The sequence below is a fragment of the Salinigranum marinum genome, assembly GCF_024228675.1.
In the GTDB taxonomy this organism is placed as follows: domain Archaea; phylum Halobacteriota; class Halobacteria; order Halobacteriales; family Haloferacaceae; genus Salinigranum; species Salinigranum marinum.
The window spans coordinates 622,288-640,587 of record NZ_CP100461.1; the positions used below are offsets into that span (position 1 = coordinate 622,288).

The 18,300-nt window shown below is 69.0% G+C and carries 19 protein-coding genes and 2 pseudogenes; 14 read left to right on the top strand and 7 right to left on the bottom strand.

Translation table 11 applies throughout. The features are described 5' to 3' along the window. Positions 1-62 precede the first annotated feature (62 nt). A pseudogene (locus tag NKJ07_RS02925) lies at positions 63-877 on the top strand (IS5 family transposase). Between the two features lie 213 nt (positions 878-1,090). Next, positions 1,091-1,234 (top strand): annotated as a pseudogene (locus tag NKJ07_RS02930) (amphi-Trp domain-containing protein); the annotation flags it as partial. 290 nt (positions 1,235-1,524) lie between these two features. On the opposite strand, the gene NKJ07_RS02935 reads toward NKJ07_RS02930, so the two are convergent. The 4 genes from NKJ07_RS02935 to NKJ07_RS02950 form a co-directional block, all read right to left on the bottom strand. Continuing rightward, on the bottom strand, positions 1,525-2,565 hold the full coding sequence (locus NKJ07_RS02935; RefSeq protein ID WP_318569101.1) for a VOC family protein: 1,041 nt from the start codon (positions 2,563-2,565) through the stop codon (positions 1,525-1,527). 91 nt (positions 2,566-2,656) lie between these two features. Continuing rightward, on the bottom strand, positions 2,657-3,055 hold the full coding sequence (locus NKJ07_RS02940) for a VanZ family protein (protein WP_318569102.1): 399 nt from the start codon (positions 3,053-3,055) through the stop codon (positions 2,657-2,659). A gap of 71 nt (positions 3,056-3,126) precedes the next feature. Continuing rightward, positions 3,127-3,588 (bottom strand): Zn-ribbon domain-containing OB-fold protein, encoded by a 462-nt coding sequence (locus tag NKJ07_RS02945; protein WP_318569103.1) that lies wholly within the window; start codon positions 3,586-3,588, stop codon positions 3,127-3,129. Continuing rightward, positions 3,585-4,769, bottom strand: a complete 1,185-nt coding sequence (locus NKJ07_RS02950; protein ID WP_318569104.1) for a thiolase C-terminal domain-containing protein — start codon at positions 4,767-4,769, stop codon at positions 3,585-3,587. Before NKJ07_RS02950 ends, NKJ07_RS02945 begins: the two co-directional genes overlap by 4 nt. A 156-nt stretch (positions 4,770-4,925) precedes the next feature. Here NKJ07_RS02950 and hisD point away from each other — a divergent pair, with 156 nt between their 5' ends. Continuing rightward, a complete protein-coding gene (gene hisD, locus NKJ07_RS02955) occupies positions 4,926-6,230 on the top strand; it encodes a histidinol dehydrogenase (RefSeq protein WP_318569105.1) in 1,305 nt (434 codons plus the stop codon). 142 nt (positions 6,231-6,372) lie between these two features. Further along, the gene (locus NKJ07_RS02960) at positions 6,373-6,735 is read left to right on the top strand and encodes a HesB/IscA family protein (RefSeq protein ID WP_318569106.1); all 363 of its coding nucleotides are present in this window, start codon (positions 6,373-6,375) and stop codon (positions 6,733-6,735) included. Between the two features lie 385 nt (positions 6,736-7,120). On the opposite strand, the gene NKJ07_RS02965 is transcribed toward NKJ07_RS02960, so the two are convergent. Continuing rightward, complete coding sequence (locus NKJ07_RS02965) at positions 7,121-7,297, bottom strand: hypothetical protein (RefSeq protein ID WP_318569107.1); 177 nt, start codon at positions 7,295-7,297, stop codon at positions 7,121-7,123. Positions 7,298-7,557: 260 nt separating this feature from the next. On the opposite strand from NKJ07_RS02965, the gene NKJ07_RS02970 reads away from it, so the two are divergent. From NKJ07_RS02970 to NKJ07_RS03010, 9 genes are all read left to right on the top strand, one after another. Beyond that, positions 7,558-7,803 carry a DUF5816 domain-containing protein gene (locus NKJ07_RS02970; RefSeq protein ID WP_318569108.1) on the top strand — a complete coding sequence of 82 codons (246 nt, stop codon included), beginning with the start codon at positions 7,558-7,560 and terminating at the stop codon, positions 7,801-7,803. A 146-nt stretch (positions 7,804-7,949) separates the two neighbouring features. Continuing rightward, positions 7,950-8,294 (top strand): DUF7116 family protein, encoded by a 345-nt coding sequence (locus NKJ07_RS02975; RefSeq protein ID WP_318569109.1) that lies wholly within the window; start codon positions 7,950-7,952, stop codon positions 8,292-8,294. Between the two features lie 58 nt (positions 8,295-8,352). Further along, positions 8,353-9,306: a metal-dependent hydrolase gene (locus tag NKJ07_RS02980; protein WP_318569110.1), complete on the top strand. Its 954-nt coding sequence runs from the start codon at positions 8,353-8,355 to the stop codon at positions 9,304-9,306. Between the two features lie 96 nt (positions 9,307-9,402). After that, positions 9,403-10,038 (top strand): hypothetical protein, encoded by a 636-nt coding sequence (locus NKJ07_RS02985; RefSeq protein ID WP_318569111.1) that lies wholly within the window; start codon positions 9,403-9,405, stop codon positions 10,036-10,038. Continuing rightward, a complete protein-coding gene (locus NKJ07_RS02990) occupies positions 10,035-10,697 on the top strand; it encodes a DUF2238 domain-containing protein (protein WP_425504714.1) in 663 nt (220 codons plus the stop codon). Before NKJ07_RS02985 ends, NKJ07_RS02990 begins: the two co-directional genes overlap by 4 nt. Positions 10,698-11,057: 360 nt before the next feature. Then, positions 11,058-11,846, top strand: coding sequence for a helix-turn-helix transcriptional regulator (locus tag NKJ07_RS02995; protein WP_318569112.1), 789 nt, complete (start codon positions 11,058-11,060; stop codon positions 11,844-11,846). Positions 11,847-11,891: 45 nt separating this feature from the next. After that, positions 11,892-12,098 carry a dodecin gene (locus NKJ07_RS03000; RefSeq protein WP_318569113.1) on the top strand — a complete coding sequence of 69 codons (207 nt, stop codon included), beginning with the start codon at positions 11,892-11,894 and terminating at the stop codon, positions 12,096-12,098. 49 nt (positions 12,099-12,147) lie between these two features. Continuing rightward, on the top strand, positions 12,148-13,485 hold the full coding sequence (locus tag NKJ07_RS03005; RefSeq protein ID WP_318569114.1) for a bifunctional metallophosphatase/5'-nucleotidase: 1,338 nt from the start codon (positions 12,148-12,150) through the stop codon (positions 13,483-13,485). Between the two features lie 45 nt (positions 13,486-13,530). After that, complete coding sequence (locus NKJ07_RS03010) at positions 13,531-13,938, top strand: universal stress protein (RefSeq protein WP_318569115.1); 408 nt, start codon at positions 13,531-13,533, stop codon at positions 13,936-13,938. A gap of 54 nt (positions 13,939-13,992) precedes the next feature. Here NKJ07_RS03010 and larC read toward each other — a convergent pair whose 3' ends face one another. After that, on the bottom strand, positions 13,993-15,411 hold the full coding sequence (gene larC / locus NKJ07_RS03015; protein WP_318569116.1) for a nickel pincer cofactor biosynthesis protein LarC: 1,419 nt from the start codon (positions 15,409-15,411) through the stop codon (positions 13,993-13,995). Positions 15,412-15,623: 212 nt separating this feature from the next. On the opposite strand from larC, the gene NKJ07_RS03020 reads away from it, so the two are divergent. Then, the gene (locus NKJ07_RS03020; RefSeq protein ID WP_318569117.1) at positions 15,624-17,849 is read left to right on the top strand and encodes a CDC48 family AAA ATPase; all 2,226 of its coding nucleotides are present in this window, start codon (positions 15,624-15,626) and stop codon (positions 17,847-17,849) included. 93 nt (positions 17,850-17,942) lie between these two features. Here the strand turns inward: NKJ07_RS03020 and NKJ07_RS03025 are convergent, their stop codons facing one another. Further along, the gene (locus NKJ07_RS03025; RefSeq protein ID WP_318569118.1) at positions 17,943-18,125 is read right to left on the bottom strand and encodes a hypothetical protein; all 183 of its coding nucleotides are present in this window, start codon (positions 18,123-18,125) and stop codon (positions 17,943-17,945) included. Between the last annotated feature and the right edge of the window lie 175 nt (positions 18,126-18,300).

The following is an 18,300-nucleotide window of genomic DNA, read 5'->3' on the forward strand; positions in this document are numbered from 1 at the left end:
TTCAGACGCTCTCACGGGAAGATTCCGTCACGCTAACCCGTAATTGGACGCCGTCTGGCGATATGGCATCGCTCAGACGGCTAGCACGGATGTGTCGAGATCTTGCCAAACAGCACGTTGACGACCCGGAAGTACCCGCCGCGCCGGACGGCGCGGGCGGGTACGCGAAATGGGTGCAGATCGCCTTGATTCTGTACCGCGTCGAGTTGGAGAAGAGCCTCCGTGAGACTGAAGACTATCTTAACGAGATGCCCGGTGTCCTCGCCGTGTTCGAACTTGACGAGGCACCGCACTACAGTTCGTTCTGCCGGTGGGAACAAGAGTACCGGATGCGTGACCTGCGCCGCCTGCTCCGCGCTTCGGCGGAGCAGGCGGGCTGGAGTGGTGAAGCCGCGATTGACGCGAGTGGCTTCCAGCGCGATCAAACCAGCTACCACTACCGCGACCGCGCGAATTACTCGTTCCAGTCGATGAAGACGACGATCTTGATCGACGTGAACTCGCTGGCGATCAAGGACGTTCATTTCACGACGAAGAAAGCCTGGGACGGCCACATCGGGATGCAGGTCTTCCGCCGGAACGCGGAAGACCTGCGTGTGTTGTTGCTGATGCGAACTATTCGTGGAGCGACCTCCGCGAGGAGTGTCGCTCCAACTCAACGCGACCGTTGATCAAGCACAGGGAGCAGACACCGTTGCAGAAGGCCCACAACGCCCGGATGAACGAGGACTACAACCAACGCTGGATGAGCGAGACAGGTTTCTCGCAGTTGAAGGAAGACGACGGCGAGAAGCTCCGCTCCCGGAGCTGGCATGGCCAGTTCCGGGAGCTGACTCGCAAGTGCATCGTGCATAACCTGACGCAGGCGGCGAGTTAGGGCTCGCCGTCTGCTCCCCTTCTCCGGACGTATCCGGGAGAGGCATCGCCGCCGTCACCGGAACAATGGAGCAAGGTACCATAGTTTTGACTCATCAGCAACCGCTGTGAGTGACAGCTACTGCATCTTCTGAGGGCGAGAAGCCGTCTTTAGCGCCGTAAAATTGTAGATCAGCAACCCCACCCCGACGCTGTCTTGCGTTCAACAAGGCAGGTGACGTTCAAACTGGAAGGCGAGTCGGACTGGTCCGAGGGCGACACCGAGGCGAAACAGAGCATCGAGTTCGAGCTCGTCTGGTGGCGTGACGCTCGAACGGCAGCCGAGGGGACGTTGGACGTCAGCCCCGAGGGTCGGTAACGCTCACTCGTTCTCCCCGTCCCCGGACTACGTCCTCCCCGTCACCGGATTACCGATTCACCGGCAGTCGACGGGCACGAGTCGTGTGTCGATCACATAGCGGCCCGAGCGACGGTCCCGATTCACGAGCAGCGGCGACTGGTGTTTCAGTGTTCTCGTCCGACTCCGTCGAAGTCGGCCGCAGTCGCGGAAGGGGAGGACTGACACGATGGCGCGGCGACGGGTTCGCTGTCGAGTCCGTGCCGTTACGACCCCCCGAACTGGACCGAGACGCACCGATCGGCTCGGACTCAGTCGTCGGCTTCGACCGGCTCCGCCCGCGGGATCGTCACGTCGGGGAGCTCGGCCTCGATCTCCTCGCGGCGCGACTCGAACGAGCCGGGGAGGACGAGTCGCCCACCCAGGTCGTCGAGCGGTTCGTCGCTGGCGTAGCCCGGGTCGCTCGTGGCGAGTTCGAAGAGCACGCCGCCGAACTCTCGGAAGTAGACCGAGCGGAACCAGTGGCGGTCGATCTGGGCGGTCGGACGCAGCCCCTCCGACTGGACGGCCGCGCGCATCGACTCCTGGTCCTCGTCAGTCGGCGTCTGGAAGGCGACGTGGTGGACCGTGCCGTGGCCCTGTCGGCCGCCCTGGATGGTCGGGAGTACGTCGACGTACCGCCCGACCGAGCCGCTCGCGGCGAAGCGGGTCCGCTCGTCGCCCGGAGTGTCTCCCTGTGCCTGTTCGGTCCCGATCTCCTCCAGTCCCATCGTCCGGAGCAGGTCCTTCGTGGGCTCGGGGTCCGCCACCCACAGCGTCACCGAGTGGAAGCCGCGGATCGCGTACTCATCGGGGACGAACTCCGTCCACGGGACGGTCGGGTCGTCGTCCGGGATCTCGACTTCGACCAGTTCCACGGGGAGCCCGTCGGGGTCGCGGAAGGGGAGGACCGTCTCGGCTCGCGGCTCGTCGCCGCTCGCGTTCTCCGAGACGCTTCGCGCCTCGTCACCGAACCGTTCCACCCTCGCGTCGTAGTCGACGCCGTACTGGTCGAACCGCGCCTCCCAGTAGTCGAGGCTTCCCTCGGGGACGCGGAACGCGGTGCGAGAGACCTGTCCGGAGCCGACCTTCCCCTGCGGGAGATCACCCCACGGGAAGAACGTCATGCTCGTCCCCGGAGTTCCCTCGGCGTCCGCGAAGAAGAAGTGGTACGTGCTGGGGTCGTCCTGGTTGATCGAGCGCTTCACCAGCCGCAGCCCGAGCGTCTCGACCCAGAAGTCCATGTTCCGCTGTGGGTCGCCGGCGATGCACGTGACGTGGTGGATACCCGGCGTCGGAGTGGGAGTCGTCATCGGCTCCGAATACGGGCCGGAACGACTTGAGTCTCTGCTGACGCGAGTGTTACCAGGTGCTGGCGAGGTCATCGCCGCGGCGGGCACCGGCTCAGTCGCGACCGTCACCCGCCGTCCGCGTCGACCGATCACAGCGCCGTGCCGCGGCGACCGCGACGACGCTCCCGACGACGCCCGCGACGACGTCCCCGGACTCGAAGCGCCGACCCGGAACCCACCGCTGGAGCAGTTCGAGCGCGACGCCGGAACTCGCCGAGAGCCCCACCGCCACGACGGGGGCCTCCCGGGACCACCCGGTGGCCTCGAACGCGTCGAGCAGGGTGACCGCGAACCAGGCGTGTGCGACCGCGTGGGCCACCTTGTCGACCCCGTACGGCGGGGGTTCGGGGGGGTCGCGTCGCTTCGCCGGCGTCACCGTCGAGACGAACAGGACACCGCCCGTCAGGGCGACCCGACGCCACGCGGTGCTCGCGTCGGTAGGACGCTCCATACCACGTCGAGGAGGGTCAGTCGCCTAACTCTGTCGCGCGGAGCGACCGAGGAGCCGCGACGTCCGCCGGATCAGTCCCGAGTCTCGAAGACGTGGAGCGGCCACTCCCGTTCGTACGAGAGCATCGCTTCCTCCTCGACGTCGGGCGAGCGGACCGTCAGTTCGACCGGCGTTCCGATCTCGATGTCGTCGTAGGCGGCGTCGACCCGCCCGGTCAGCCGCGCCCCGGAGTCGAGTTCGACGACCGCGATCGTCAGCGGCGCGAGATCCTCGAACGCCGTGGGCGGTCGCCGGACCTCGGTGTACGAGTACACCGTGCCGGTCCGCGGCTGTTCGGAGATCGACACCTGCCGACTGCCGCAGGCGTGACAGGCGGGCCGCGGCGGGACGAGCACGGCGTCGCAGTCGTTGCACTCGGCCGCGAGGAGGTCGGCGTCGGAGAGCGCGTCGAAGAAGCCGGGGAGCGTGAAGGGGCTCTCGGCCGTGATCTCGTCGGGTCCGAGCGGTCCCTCCGGGTAGCCGCCGTCGGTCATCCGTGGACACCTCCGTCCGGCCTCGTGAGGACGTGCGCGGCCGTCACCGCGTCGGCGACCCCACCCTCGTTGACGAGGAGCGCGACGCGCGCGCCGTCGACCTGTCGCTGGCCCGCCCGGCCGGTGAGTTGGTCGTACGCTTCGGCGGCCTGTGCGACCCCCGTCGCACCGATCGGGTGGCCGCGAGCCTTCAGCCCGCCGCTCGTGTTCAGGCGGACGTCGGTCCACCCGGGACTCCGTTCGTCGGGGTGCAACGCGGACTCGGTCCCCCGTCCCCGCGGCGCGAAGCCGACCGACTCCGCCAGGAGCGCCTCACAGACGGTAAAGGCGTCGTGGACCTCCGCCACGTCGACGTCGCTGGCGGTGACGCCGGCCTCGTCGTAGGCCCGCTCGGTGGCGAGGTTCGCCCCTTCGACGAACGTCAGGTCGCGCTCGGCCACGGAGATGTTGTTCGCGGTAACGGCCGACCCGCCGACTGCGACCTGTTCGTCCCGCGGGACCAGCTCGTCCGCGACCGCCGGCGAGACGACGAGCGCGACCGCCGCGCCGTCGGTGACCGGCGCGCAGTCGTACAGTTTGAGGGGGCGTGCGACCGGCGGCGACTCCAGTACCGTGTCGACGTCGATCTCCCGCTGGAACATCGCGTGTGGGTTCCGCGCGCCGTTGCGGTGGTTCTTCACCGCGATGCGCGCGAGGGCCTCTTCGCCGACGTCGTGCTCGTGGAGGTACCGCTGGGCGAGGAGGGCGTACTGGCTAGGGGCGGTGACGCCGGAGCGCTGTTCGAGCGCGCGGTCGAACGCCGCCGCGAGCGCGTTCGTCGCCCCCTCGGTGCCGCCGGCGGTCATCTTCTCGACGCCGCAAGCGAGCACCGCGTCGTGGGTCCCGGTTCGGACGTCCCGGACGGCGTTCTTCAGCGCGAGCGCGCCCGCGGCCGCACAGCCTTCGACCCGCTCGGCGGGGATCGCTCTGAGCCCCGCCCACTGGGCCATGAGCGTCCCCTGCATGATCTGGTTCTCGTACTGTTCGGACTGATTCCCGACGTAGAGCGCGTCGACCACCTCCGCGGGATCCGGCAGGTCCGCGAACGCCGCCGCGAGCGCCGCCGAGAAGAGGTCCCGTCCGGGGAGGTCGGTCCTCCCGAGATCCGAGAGGCCGACACTGATGATTCGTGGCTCGGGCATCGTTCCGGTCATCGGGACCAAGTGTGGAAAGTGTATCCCCGGACGCGACGCGTGCCGGCGACGGGCGTGGCGCTGTCGGCGTCGATGCCGGCGGGATCACCGACGGTGGTGGGGGCGAGTCGGAACGTCTTTTCGCCCCCTGATCCAAGACGACGTATGAACCTGGACCTCGAGGTACGGTCCGTCGGCGACCTCCGCCCGGCCGAACGCGAGGCGCTGTTCGAGCGCGACGCGGGCGTCGCCGCCGTCCGGAGCGACGTCCGCGAGATCGTCGACCGCGTCGAGAGCGAGGGCGACGTCGCTGTCCGCGAGTTCTCCCGCGAGTTCGACGGCTGTGAGGTCGGCAACATCGACGTCACCGACGAGGCCGAACGCGCCGTCGACGCAGTCGACGACGACGTGCTCGCGGCGATCGGAACCGCCATCGACAACGTCCGGTCGTTCCACGAGCGCCAGCGCCCCGCGGACTGGCGCGCCGAAGAGGGGGGTAAGGAACTCGGGCGGCGCTTCCGGCCCATCGAGCGCGTCGGCGTCTACGTGCCCGGCGGCGCGGCGGCGTACCCGTCGAGTGCGATCATGGGTGTCGTACCGGCCGCCGTCGCGGGCGTCGACCACGTCGCCGTCGCGACGCCGCCCGCCGACGAGATGAACCCCGTCACCCTCGCGGCGATCCACGAGGCCGGTGCCGACCGGGTGTACGCCGTCGGCGGCGCGCAGGCCGTCGCGGCGCTCGCGTACGGGACCGACACCGTCAACGCGGTCCAGAAGGTCGTCGGCCCCGGCAACCGGTGGGTCACCGCGGCGAAGGCGGCGGTCAGAGGTGACGTGGAGATCGACTTCCTCGCCGGTCCCTCGGAGATCCTGGTGCTCGCCGACGGCTCCGCGGAGCCGGGGTACGTCGCCGCGGACCTGCTCGCACAGGCCGAACACGACCCGAACGCCTCGGTGGTGTGCGTCACCGACTCCGAGAGCGTGGCCGCAGCGGTGCTCGCGGAACTCGACGAGCGACTCCCCGAGCGCGTCCGCGCCGACACCGCCCGCGAGGCGCTCGAGCACGACGCCTCGGGGGTGTTCCTCGCGCGATCGATGCCGGAAGCCGTCCTGTTCGCCGAGGAGTACGCCGCCGAGCACCTCTCGATCCAGGCCGACGGCGACGAAGCGCTGTTGGACCGGATCACGAACGCCGGGAGCGTCTTCCTGGGCCCGTACACGCCCGTCGCGGCGGGCGACTACGCCTCGGGCACCAACCACGTCCTCCCCACGGGCGGCGGCGCGCGGCTCCACGGCGGCCTCTCGGTCGATACGTTCCTCAGATCGTCGACCGTCCAGCGGCTCTCACGGGAGGGGCTGGACGATCTCGCGGGAACGATCACGACGCTCGCCGAGGCGGAAGGGCTGGAAGCCCACGCCGAGAGCGTCCGCGCGCGGTTCGGAGCCGACGAGTCCGGCGACGCCGAGTGAGCCAGTGGCGTCGCCCGTCGAGCCGTGAGCCAGGCGGCGGTCGGCACCCGCCGTGACCGACGGTTCACGAGCCGGCGGCCGGCGGCCGGCGGCCGACCGCCGCCTGCGTCAAGGTTAACTCACTGGCTCCGAAAGGGAGAGTATGAGCGCAGAAGCGGTCGAAGGGGACGACACCCCCGTTCGCGTGACCGAAGCCGCGGCCTCGGAGGCGCTGTCGCTCCTGGAGGGAGAAGGGCTGGACACGGACATCGCCGGCCTCCGCCTGTTCGTCCAACAGGGCGGCTGCGCCGGACTCTCGTACGGGATGCGGTTCGACGACGAGCCCGAACCGGACGACGCGGTGACCGAACACCACGGCCTGCGGATCTTCGTCGATCCCGCCTCGCAGAAGTACATCGGCGGCTCCACCCTCGACTACGAGAGCGGTCTCCAGGCGGCGGGCTTCCACGTCGAGAACCCCAACGTAGTGAGCGAGTGCGGCTGCGGCGAGTCGTTCCGGACGTAGCCGGCGTCGTCAGCCCCGATCCACAGTCCGTACTCGACCCACCGCGAGTGACGACGCGGTCCCCGCGAATTCTCCCCGCCGTCGCGACCGTGATTACGAGGGATCGGCGGCTGGCTGGACTCCCTGGTTGGCGCGCGCGCCACCCCGACGAGGAGCGTCACGAGCACGCTCGGTGCGATGTGTATCAGCCAGTCGTATCCGAAGCCGGGGCGGTCGTGAACCAGGAAATTCGTCGTCAGCGCGATCAGCGCGACCACGAGACACGTCGTCACCGACCAGCGGTACCCCGCTCGAATTCCGTACCAACCAGGCATCGCGAGCGCGCACCGAGCGCGATCAAGAGCCCACCGAGGCCGACGTGCAGGTGGTCGACGTAGTGGAGCAGTTACGGGTTGCTCGCCGCGAGATCGGCTCTCCTGACCCCGCCGAGGGCATCGACGCCCAACTCGAACCCCGTGCCGGCGTAGGCCGCGTACAGGACGCTCAAGCCGTACCCGACGATGCCGAACCCGGCGACAGCGACCAGTACCGCTGCCTGTCGCAGCTTCGACGCGGCGCTCATGTGAGATCCCCGGGTGAGGACGGCCCACGCGTACGTTGGTGTTGACAGTTTGTCTCGTCGGAGACGAAATTTGCCGTTTTCGTGAGGTGCGTGAAACGATCCCGACCGCACGCTCGGCGTCGAACGACCTCCGACGAGATCGACGAGATCGACGAGGCGCTCCCACACGACGGGCCCGCAGTCGTCGTGCGGGCGAGCACCGCTCGACCGGCGGGTCGGTCGATGGGACGTTATTTATCCCGGCAGGGAGTGGAGTACGTATGCAACTCGAAGCCGTGGAGACGACGGCCGGCGACACGGTGTACGTCGATCGGAACGATGTCGAACGCGGGTCGAAAGGTCCCTTCTACGTCGTCTACGTCACGCCCGACCGGGAGGTCCGCTGGGGGTACCGCTGCGGCAACTGCGACTCGTTCGACACGGCGATGGACACGATGGGCAGGGTCGAGTGTAACGACTGCCGGAACGTCCGCAAACCGGACGAGTGGGACGCCGCCCACGAGTGAGACGGCCCGCTGTCGGTCACGACCGGGTCGGTCGCGGGGCGGCCCGCGACCGATGGCAAGCGACAGCGGGCCGGACGAGCGGGGTGTTCGCAGAACCTGACAACTGTGACAAACTTTATCACGACATGTGTGGTATTTGGGGGTACATGGCCCCTGTTACCATGCCACCCGTGGAAGAGGCCCGGACGATCTTCCGCCGCCTCGGCTACGAGGTGTCGGGGAACGGCCCGGAACTGCTGGCCGAACGCAAGTGGCGGACCGTCCGCGTGACCGCCACCTCCTCCCGATCCGCCGGCGCACTCGCCGACGGCGGGACGATCCGCGAGAGTGACTATCAGTTCCAGTGTTTCGTCACCTGGGCCGACAGAACAGGGGAACTCGCCAGCCGCCTCCGACAGTCCGCGCCCGACTTCGAGTGGGCGGTCATCGGGGTCGAATCGGGAGCAGACGACTACGAGGTCGTCCACGGCTCCGACCCCGTGCCGGCGTAACGGTCCACGGTACCATCCGTCACGGTCGATTTATTCCTCGAACGGTCGAAATACGAGTGTGTTCGTCGGCCACTCCGCCCTCGCGTTCGCGGTCGTCGCCGGGCTCGCCGCCCGGCGCTGGCAGTGGCCACGCCGGGACGCCCTCGCGGTCGGCCTCGTCGCGGGCGCGTTCGCCGCGGTCCCCGACATCGACATGTTGTACGCGCCCATTGGCCTCCTCGGCACCCGTCTCGACGCGCTCGCGCTCGCCTCGGCGTTCTGGTCGACGTCGACGGTCGTCCACCGCGGCGTGACCCACTCGCTCGTCGTCGCGGGCCTGGTCGCCGTCGTCGCCGCCGCGTACGTCCTCGGGCGGCGCCGGCGGTCTCGCCCGCTCGTCGTCGCGGCGGCCCTCTTCGGGGCCGCTCTCGCCGCGGGTATCGCCGCCGTCGCCGGCACGCTCGGCGGCCTGGTCACCGTGGCGTTCGTCGTGAGCGCGGTCGTGGTCAGCGAGGTCACGATCCGGCGCACGACGCTCGGCGTGGGCCCGGTCGCCGCGGCGGCGGTGTTCGGCCTGCTATCGCACCCGTTCGGCGACGTGTTCACCGGAACGCCGCCGGCGTTTCTCTACCCGTTCGACGCCGTCTTGCTCGCCGAGCGCGTCGCCCTCGCGGGCGATCCGACGCTGCACTTGCTCGCCGCGTTCGCGGTCGAACTCCTGACTGTCTGGCTCGCGGTGGGCGTGCTGTTCGACCGCTCGGACGCGCGGCTCCGCGACGCGACGCTCCCGCGGGTCGCCGTCGCGGCGGGGTACGCCGTGAGCGTCTTTCTCATCCCGCCGCCGACGCTCGACCTCTCGTACCCGTTCGTGTTGAGCGTCGTCGCGGTCGGGGCGGTCGGAGCGGTCCCCCGGATCCGGATCGTCGGCGACCGCCGGGTGTCGGTCCCGGATCGGACGACGGCGCTCGTCACCGCGCTGTCGGCCGTGACCGTCGCGTGGGCCGCCTACGCCGTGGCGTATCTCCTCCTGTGAGCGAAGGGATGGCGTGGGCAGTGACCGACGCGGTCCGCCGCTCGGCCCCGCGGCCCGTCGAAAACGGTTTCTCCCCACCCGGCCGTACCACGAGGCATGTCGAACCCTGCCGGTCTACGCGGTATCGTCGAGAGCCAGCGACTCAACGCCGCGCTCGCGTGGCTCCTCGTTGGCTTTCTCGTCGTCGCCGCGGGGGCGAACGTCACCGGCGGGAGCGTCGTCTGGGCGGGGTTCGTCGCGGCGGTCGCCGTCCTCGCCGTCGTGCCCGCGGTCCGGTACCGTGATCCGTTCCGGATGCTCCCCTGGGAGGTGTTGCTGGTGGCGTCGCTCCCGGTCGTCGGGCGGACGCTCGTGATCGGCCAGCGCGTCGGCGGCTTCACGCTCACGGGGCGCATGACGACGTATCTCGCGGTCGCGGCCGTCGCGCTCGTCATCGCCGTCGAACTCGACGTCTTCACCCCGGTTCGGATGAACGACGCGTTCGCCCTACTGTTCGTCGTCGTCACCACGACGGCCGCCGCGGGGGTCTGGGCGGTCGTCCAGTGGGCCGCCGACCTCTTCCTCGGGACATCGTTGCTCCTCGACGGGCGGCCCGAGTCGGTGATCGAGACGGAGCTCATGTGGGACTTCGTGGCCGCGACGCTCGCGGGGCTGTTGGCGGGACTGCTCTTCGAGTACTACTTCCGACGGCGGCGGGCGAGCGGCGGCGTCGGCGAGGGGGGACGACGGTGAGGCTCCGCGACCGCCTCGGCATCGGACCGACGAGCCAGCGTCGGCTCTCGCGGGCGATGCAGGTCGTCCTCGTCGGGATCGTCTTCATCGGCCTCGATCGTGGTAACGTCGGCATCGTCGCCAACGGCGCCATCGCGCTCGCGGTCACCTACCTCCCCGCGATTCTCGAACGCGATCACCACATCCCGATGGACGCGGGGCTCACGCTGTGGCTCACGACCGCGGTGTTCCTCCACGCGGTGGGAACCGTCGGCCTCCCCGGCTCGGAGCTCAGCTTCTACCAGAGCGTCGGGTGGTGGGACCACCTCACCCACACCCTCTCGTCGTCGATCGTCGCTGCCGCGGGCTACGCCACCGTCCGCGCGATCGACGAACACACCGCCGAGGTCTCCTTCCCGTGGCAGTTCACCTTCGTCTTCGTCCTCCTGTTCGTCGTCGCCTTCGGCGTGCTCTGGGAGGTGCTGGAGTTCGCCGTCGGCGGCCTCGCGGAGCTCCTCGGCAGCGACGCGATCCTGACCCAGTACGGGCTCGAAGACACGCTGTTGGACCTGGTGTTCGATACGGTCGGCGGACTCGTCGTCGCGCTCTGGGGGACGGCGTATCTCGGCGACGTGGTCGGCGCGCTCACCGGTCGACTCGACCGTCGCACCTCCGACTGACGGCGGCCGCTCGGCGTCGGTCGACGGTCGACACGAGAAGCCGCGGACGCGCCGACAGCCACGAACGGGCCGACGCGCCCTCCGTGTGACATCCCTCGGGAGCGAGCTCCCCTCCCCCCATCTTCGTCGGTGGACGCCCCACCGAGAGCCACGGTGGATCGCCCACGATCACTGTCGGTGGTGGAGCGACATTACCTCAGTCGTCGTGTGGATCCCCGGGAGCCGACTCGGCTCTCCCGTCGGGTCGCGACGGACTGGTCACCGTGTGAACAGATCCACGGAGAACGTTCACTGTCTGGATTGAAATAGTTAGCAATCCGGTAGATATATACTCATGATTCTCGCAACGTATAATCAGGGATGAAACGGGGGGAGTCAGCTGAGGCGTTCGAGACGGTCGCGCGCCGTCGCGAGTTGCTCGCATTGCTCGCCGACCAGCCGCTCGACAAGGCCTCCATCGTTCGTCGACTGGACGTCTCACGGTCGACGGTCAACCGCGCGCTGTCGGCGCTCGAATCGTACGGGTTCGTCGACCGGATCGACGGGCAATACACCACGACGACGGCCGGGGATCTCGTGCGCCGGCACCTGTGCGAGACGCTGTCGACCGTCGAGGGTCTCATGCAGGCACGGCCGCTCCTCGCGGCCGCCGACCTCGACCCACCGCCGGCGCTGTTCCGCGACGCCACCGTCGTCACCGCCGACGAGGACCGCCACGGCCCGGTCCGCTTTCTGGTCGATCTCCTGACGGACGCGACGGCGGTGTGTTCGGCCGGAGCCGTCTTCCGGGGTGACGTTCCGACGCCGGTCCGAGAGCGACTGCTGGACGACGACACGCTCCGGATGGAACTCCTCACGAGCCGGGAGACCGTCGACCGGATGCGCGCGTACCACGAGCCCGAACTGCGGACGCTCGTCTCCTCACCCCGGCACGACCTGCGGATCGCGGACGACTGCCGTGGGACGACGGTAGCCGTGGTCGACGCCGAAGGCGAGGAGACTGCCGTCCTCGTCTGCTACGACGAGACGGGCGAGCCGATCGGGCTCGCCCACGCGGCCGACCCCGCCAGCGTCGCCTGGGCGCGCGAACGGATCGAGCGGTCGTGGGAGGCGGCGTCCCCCGCGACCGAGGCGCTGGGCCAGTTCTGACGAGGGTGTGACTTTTTGTTCCCGTGTACCGTACCTCGGCACGTCATGGTGTACAAGAAGATCACGCTCATCGGGCGCAGTCCCGAGAGCTTCGACGGCGCCGTCGACGACGCGATCGACCGAGCGAACAACACCCTCGACAACGTCCACTGGGTAGAGGTCGACGAACTCGGCGTCGAGATCGCCTCCGTCGCCGACCGCGAGTACCAGGCCGAGGTCACGGTCGCCTTCGAACTCGAGGAGTCGGCGTAAGCGCGAACGGAACCGCTTTTTACCCGCGGGGCCGGTCGTCAGTGAAGCGATGCCTCGGCTCCTCCAGTACTCCGACGTGGAAAACGTCTACGACGATCCCCTGCGTGCCGGCCGTCTCGCCGGCCGTCTCCGCTCGCTCGCCGGTCCCGACGCGCTCGTGGTCGGCACGGGCGACACGGCCGCACCGGGCGTCGTCGCGCTCGTCGAGCGCGGTCGGCAGGCGCTGGACCTCTTTGCCGCCGTCGACACCGCCGTCGAGACGTTCGGGAACCACGACTTCGACTTCGGCCCCGAGGCCACCCTCGAACTGGTGGCCGATGCCGACCCGACCTGGGTGAGCGCGAACACGGGGTACGACGGCGGGCGCTTCGGTGCCGGGGCGGGCGTCGTCCCCCACACCGTCGAACTGGTCGACGGTGCCCGCGTCGGCTTCTTCGGCGTCACCGACCCGGCGACGGGTTCGATCAACCCGATGGCCGCCACGGTCGAGTTCACCGATCCGATCGCGGCCGCGCGCGACGCCGTTGACGCGCTCGCCGGCCGGACCGACCACGTGGTCGCCCTCTCGCACCTCGGCGCGGGCGACGACGCCCTCGCCGCGGTCGACGGCGTCGACGTCGTCCTCGGGGGACACGTCCACAGCCGACGGAACGAGTCGGTGGACGGCACGCGCTGTACCCGTCCGGGGGTGAACGGCGAGGCCGTCGTCGAGGTCGACCTCGAAGACGGCACCGCGAGGATCCACGAGACCGCCGACGCCGACCCGTACGAGCCCCTGGTCGACGCGCTCCGCGGGCGGATCTCCGCCGCCGACCTCGACGAGGTCGTCGCCCACGTCGACGAGCCCTTGGTCAGAGACAGAGCGACCGTCTTCGGCGGCGAGTGCCGGATCGGCAACTTCGTCGCCGACGCGTACCGCTGGGCGACCGACGCGGACGTCGGCCTCCAGAACAGCGGCGGCATCCGCGAGGGGCCGCCGCTCGGCGGCGACGTCACCACCGGCGACCTGGTGAGCGTCGTCCCCTTCGAGGAACAGGTCGTCGTCGCGGAGGTGACGGGCGCGGAACTGCGGGGGATCATGGCCGAGTCCGACGGCTCGGCGGTTGATTTCGGCGACCCCGACTGGTGGCACACACACGTCAGCGGCGTCGAACTCGCCGTCGACGACGGCTCGGTCGAGTCGGTCCGGGTCGGTGGCGACCCCCTCGACCCCGCGGCGACGTACACGGTCGGCACGTCGGACTACCTCCTCCACACGGACCACGAGTTCCCCACGCTCGACCAGCACCACCGCGCGGGCGAGGTCGGCATCCAGTACGAGGTGCTCTGGTCGTACGCCCGTGCGAACGGGGTCGACGCCGCGGTCGACAGCCGCATCGAGAAGTGAGCCGCAACAGAAACGTTCAGGCCACCGGGGCGTTTCATCCTGCGTATGACGCGCGTCGTGGTCCCGGTCAGGTACCCCCTGACTGGTCCCTCCGAAGCGACACTCCGCGAGGCCGTCCGTATCGCCAGAGAACGGGACGCGGACCTGACCGTACTGCACGTCGATCTGTATCAGGACTCTCGCGGGGTGACCCGCGCGGATCTCAAGCGTGCGGCCGAGCGCGCGGTCGGTCGCGTCGATCGCGCGCGCTACGTCGTCCGCCGCGGCTTCCTCGTCGAGGAGACCATCCTCGAAGAGGTCGCCGCCGAGGGTGCCGACATCGTCGTTATCGGCTCACAGCAGGCCTCGCGCTGGCGACAGATGGTCAGACGGTTCCTCGACGACCCCGACATCGAGACGTTCCTCGAGGAGAAACTCGACTGTCAGGTCGTCACCGTCCGGGCCACCGGCTGAGCCGGCCGCCGGCGGAGCCGACCCGATCCGTCCGCCTCGTGCTCGGTCGAGGAGTCACTCCCGGTCACCCCCCGTCTCCAGGCGGTCGCCGGCGGCGGCTTCGGCCCGCCGGAGCACTTCTCTGACGGGCAGGTCGGTCTCGCGGGCGACGGCCGCCGCGTCGTCGTACTCCGCGCTGACGTCGTACACCGCGCCGTCGGCCGTCGAGGCGATCTTGACCGGAACGTCGTACGCCTCCCCCGCCACGTCGAGCGTCACGGTCTCGAAGGCGCGGTCGGCGACCCAGCGGTGGCCCGCCCCGTGTTCGCGGACGCCCAGCGTCCCGGTCTCGACGGCGAGCCGGTGGGCGACCCGTTCGGCGTCCTCGGGTCTGGTGACGACCTTGACCAAGTGGCCCGGCCGGGACTTCTTCATCGTCGCCGGGAGGATCGAGACGTCGCGCGCGCCGGCGTCGGCGAGCGACTCGTGCAACCCGCCGAGCACCTCCGGGGCGGCGTCGTCGAGGTTCGTCTCCAAGACGGTGATCTCGTCGCGCACCAGTCGGCCAGTGCCGTCACCGACGATCGCCCGGAGGACGTTCGGGTGCTCGTCGAACGACTTCCTCCCGGCACCGTACCCCGACGTGCGGACCGTCAGGGGCGGAAGCGCGTCGACGCCGTCGGCGAACTCGGCCAGAAGCGCCGCGCCCGTCGGGGTGAGGAGTTCGCGCTCCAGCGGACCGCCGCGGAGCGACCAGTCGGCGTCGCCGGCGATCTCAACGACCGCCGGCGCGGGCACGGGGTAGCTCCCGTGGCCCATCCGGACGATGCCGCCGCCGGCGGCGACCGGCGTCGTGACCACGCGGTCGACGTCGAGATCCGCGAGGAGGAGACAGCAGCCGACGACGTCGGCGATGGCGTCGTCGGCACCGACCTCGTGGAAGTGCGTCTCGTCGAGATCGGTCCCGTGGACGGCCGCCTCGGCCTCGCCCAGTCGACGGAACGCCGACCGCGCCCGCGTCTCGACCGCCTCGTCGAGACCCATGCCGGCGACGACCCCGAGCACCTCGGCGTAGGTGCGGTGTGGACCCGCGCCCTCGGCCGACCCACCCGACTCGTCTCCGTGGTCGTGGCCGTCCCCATGGTCGTGATCGCCGTCGTGACCGTGGCCGTGAGTATGGCCGTGACTGCTATCGTGACCGTGGCCCTGACTGCTATCGGGACCGCGGTCGTGTTCCTGTCCGTCGCTCGCGTCGTCGCTACGGCTCCGTGGGGCCGGGTCGGACTCCGCCTCGTCGCAGTCCGCGTTCGGGGGACGGACGTCGACCGAGGTCGCTCGGATCCCGTTTTTCGTGGTCTCCGTCACGCGAAAGCGGACGTCGAGCGCCTCCTCGACGGGGGCCAGGCGTGCGGGGTCGGCGCCGGCGGCGACCAGCGCGCCGAGGAGCATGTCGCCGCTGGCACCGGTCCGGCCGTCGAAGGCGAGGGTTCGCATGGTCGGGGCCAGGAGGTCCGGCGTCAAAGCCCCCGCGGTTGCCGAACCGACGCGCCCGTCGGTAGGGATTAATACGCCCGAGCCATACCCCGAGATACAGTGACACACGTGTGGACAGTGCGGAAGACGGCCGGTACCCCCCCTAACAAAGCACTTATCACGCGGCGTCGCCGAAAAGCGGACATCTACGGAGGAATTCCCGCGAGTCAATCATGAACGAAGTGCAACTCGAAGTGGCGAAGGCGTACCCGAACGACTCGGGGCGCGGTATCGCCCGTCTCGACCCGGACACGTTGCTCCATCTCAAACTCTCGCCGGGTGACATCATCGAGATCGAAGGTGGTGAGACCACGGCGGCGAAGGTGTGGCGTGCGGACCGGCAGGACTGGAACACGGACACCGTCAGGATCGACGGCTTCACGCGGCAGAACGCGGACGTCGGTATCGGCGAACGCGTGACGATCCGGAAGGCGGAGGCGAAGAAGGCGGACACACTCGTCCTCGCACCCCCCGAGGAGGCGTCGGTGCAGTTCGGCTCCGACGCCGCCGGGATGGTGAAACGGCAGATCCTCAAGCGGCCGGTCGTCGAACGCGACATCGTCCCGGTGATGAGTTCGACGAACCACCCGTTCATGCGGTCGCCCGGGCAGGCGATCCCGCTGATCGCCGTCGAAACCGAGCCCGACGGCGTCTGTCTCATCACCGAGGACACCGACGTCGAACTCCGCGAAGAACCCATCTCGGGCTTCGAAAAGACCGGCGGCGGTATCACCTACGAGGACATCGGTGGCCTGCAGAACGAGATCCAGCGTGTGCGGGAGATGGTCGAACTCCCGATGAAGCACCCGCAGATCTTCAAGAAGCTCGGCATCGAGCCGCCGCAGGGTGTGCTCTTGCACGGGCCCCCGGGGACCGGGAAGACGCTCCTGGCGAAGGCCGTCGCCAACGAGACTTCCGCCAGCTTCTTCTCCATCGCCGGCCCCGAGATCATCTCGAAGTACTACGGAGAGTCTGAACAACAGCTGCGAGAGATCTTCGAGGACGCCAATGAGGAGGCTCCCTCGATCATCTTCATCGACGAACTCGACTCGATCGCGCCTAAACGCGAGGACGTCACCGGCGAGGTCGAACGCCGGGTCGTCGCCCAGTTGTTGACGATGATGGACGGCCTCGAAACGAGGGGGCAGGTCATCGTCATCGCCGCGACCAACAGAGTGGACTCTGTCGACCCCGCGCTCCGCCGGCCGGGTCGGTTCGACCGCGAGATCGAGATCGGTGTCCCCGACGAGGAGGGACGGAAAGAGATCCTTCAGATCCACACCCGCGGGATGCCGCTCAGCGACGACGTAAGCCTCGACATGCTGGCGGACGAGACTCACGGCTTCGTCGGCGCCGACATCGAGTCCCTGACCAAGGAGGCCGCGATGAAGGCCCTCAGGCGGTACCTCCCCGAGATCGACCTCGACGAGGAGGACATCCCGCCGTCGCTCATCGACCGGATGATCGTCAAGCGCGCGGACTTCAACGGCGCGCTCGGCGAGGTCGAGCCGTCGGCGATGCGCGAGGTCCTGGTCGAGTTGCCGAAGATCTCGTGGGACGACGTCGGCGGCCTCGAGGCGGCGAAACAGCAGGTCGAAGAGTCGATCGAGTGGCCGTTGCGCGAACGCGACCGGTTCGAGCGCATGGGCATCGAGCCGCCGAAGGGCGTCCTCCTGTACGGTCCGCCGGGGACGGGCAAGACGCTCATCGCCAAGGCGGTGGCCAACGAGACGAACGCCAACTTCATTTCCGTCAGGGGTCCCCAGCTCCTGTCGAAGTGGGTCGGCGAGTCGGAGAAGGCCATCAGGCAGACGTTCCGCAAGGCGCGGCAGGTGTCGCCGACGGTCATCTTCTTCGACGAACTCGACGCGCTCGCGCCGTCGCGCGGCCAGGAGATGGGGAACAACGTCTCCGAACGCGTCGTCAACCAGCTGTTGACCGAACTGGACGGTCTCGAAGACATGGGCGACGTGATGGTCATCGGGGCGACCAACAGACCTGACATGATCGACCCGGCGCTCATCCGGTCGGGGCGGTTCGACCGGCTCGTCCTCGTCGGCGAGCCCAGCGAGGAGGGGCGCGAGGAGATCCTCAAGATCCACACGGGCACGAGCCCGCTCGCGCCCGACGTCAGCCTCCGCGAGATCGCCGAGATCACCGAGGGGTACGTCGGGTCGGACCTCGAGTCGATCGCGCGCGAGGCGGCGATCGAGGCGCTCCGGGAGAACACCGAGGCCGACGAGATCGAGATGCGCCACTTCCGCAAGGCCCTGGAGTCGGTGCGGCCGACAATCACCGACGACCTGATGGACTACTACGAGCGGATGCAGGACGAGTTCAAAGGCGGCGGTCGCGAGTCGTTCGCCGAGCGCCGCGACGGCCGGATCGGCTTCCAGTAGCCGCCGCTCCACTACCCTACCCATCGGGACTCGTCCGCGTCCGCATCCGCGTTCTCGCGGTCGTGAAGAGACGGTAAGCACCGAGAAACGCGGCTATCCGTCCCGGTCGGACGCCTCGCCTGCGTTCGCTTCGAGCGCGTTCGCGATGCGTTCGAGCTGGAGGCCGACGTAACACAGCGCCTGCGTCTGCATGATCGCGGGGTCGTCGGTCCACTCGTTCGTGATGTACGCTGCCTGCTTCCCGGCCAGGTCGATCGGATTGTCGTCTCTCGACATGACACACCCTGGTTGGCGCTCCGACACTGCAACCGTTACGGGTCAGCACCGGGGTGGTCCGTTGACGATCGGCCCCGGTCGTCGATCCGATGCAAGATATATACTGCACGGGTGACTATCGAACGCTCTGATTGGAACGTACTGCTTCTAGGAGTATCTATATCCCCGGAACACT

Coding starts and splice junctions, on each gene's coding strand:
- NKJ07_RS02975 (WP_318569109.1), top strand. CDS start 7,950: ATGGCCCCTGTTACCATGCCACCCGTGGAAGAGGCCCGGACGATCTTC.
- NKJ07_RS02945 (WP_318569103.1), bottom strand. CDS start 3,588: ATGACCGACGGCGGCTACCCGGAGGGACCGCTCGGACCCGACGAGATC.
- NKJ07_RS03020 (WP_318569117.1), top strand. CDS start 15,624: ATGAACGAAGTGCAACTCGAAGTGGCGAAGGCGTACCCGAACGACTCG.
- NKJ07_RS02970 (WP_318569108.1), top strand. CDS start 7,558: ATGCAACTCGAAGCCGTGGAGACGACGGCCGGCGACACGGTGTACGTC.
- NKJ07_RS03005 (WP_318569114.1), top strand. CDS start 12,148: ATGCCTCGGCTCCTCCAGTACTCCGACGTGGAAAACGTCTACGACGAT.
- hisD (WP_318569105.1), top strand. CDS start 4,926: ATGAACCTGGACCTCGAGGTACGGTCCGTCGGCGACCTCCGCCCGGCC.
- NKJ07_RS02965 (WP_318569107.1), bottom strand. CDS start 7,297: ATGAGCGCCGCGTCGAAGCTGCGACAGGCAGCGGTACTGGTCGCTGTC.
- larC (WP_318569116.1), bottom strand. CDS start 15,411: ATGCGAACCCTCGCCTTCGACGGCCGGACCGGTGCCAGCGGCGACATG.
- NKJ07_RS02960 (WP_318569106.1), top strand. CDS start 6,373: ATGAGCGCAGAAGCGGTCGAAGGGGACGACACCCCCGTTCGCGTGACC.
- NKJ07_RS02940 (WP_318569102.1), bottom strand. CDS start 3,055: ATGGAGCGTCCTACCGACGCGAGCACCGCGTGGCGTCGGGTCGCCCTG.
- NKJ07_RS02995 (WP_318569112.1), top strand. CDS start 11,058: ATGAAACGGGGGGAGTCAGCTGAGGCGTTCGAGACGGTCGCGCGCCGT.
- NKJ07_RS03000 (WP_318569113.1), top strand. CDS start 11,892: ATGGTGTACAAGAAGATCACGCTCATCGGGCGCAGTCCCGAGAGCTTC.
- NKJ07_RS03025 (WP_318569118.1), bottom strand. CDS start 18,125: ATGTCGAGAGACGACAATCCGATCGACCTGGCCGGGAAGCAGGCAGCG.
- NKJ07_RS02985 (WP_318569111.1), top strand. CDS start 9,403: ATGTCGAACCCTGCCGGTCTACGCGGTATCGTCGAGAGCCAGCGACTC.
- NKJ07_RS03010 (WP_318569115.1), top strand. CDS start 13,531: ATGACGCGCGTCGTGGTCCCGGTCAGGTACCCCCTGACTGGTCCCTCC.
- NKJ07_RS02950 (WP_318569104.1), bottom strand. CDS start 4,769: ATGCCCGAGCCACGAATCATCAGTGTCGGCCTCTCGGATCTCGGGAGG.
- NKJ07_RS02935 (WP_318569101.1), bottom strand. CDS start 2,565: ATGACGACTCCCACTCCGACGCCGGGTATCCACCACGTCACGTGCATC.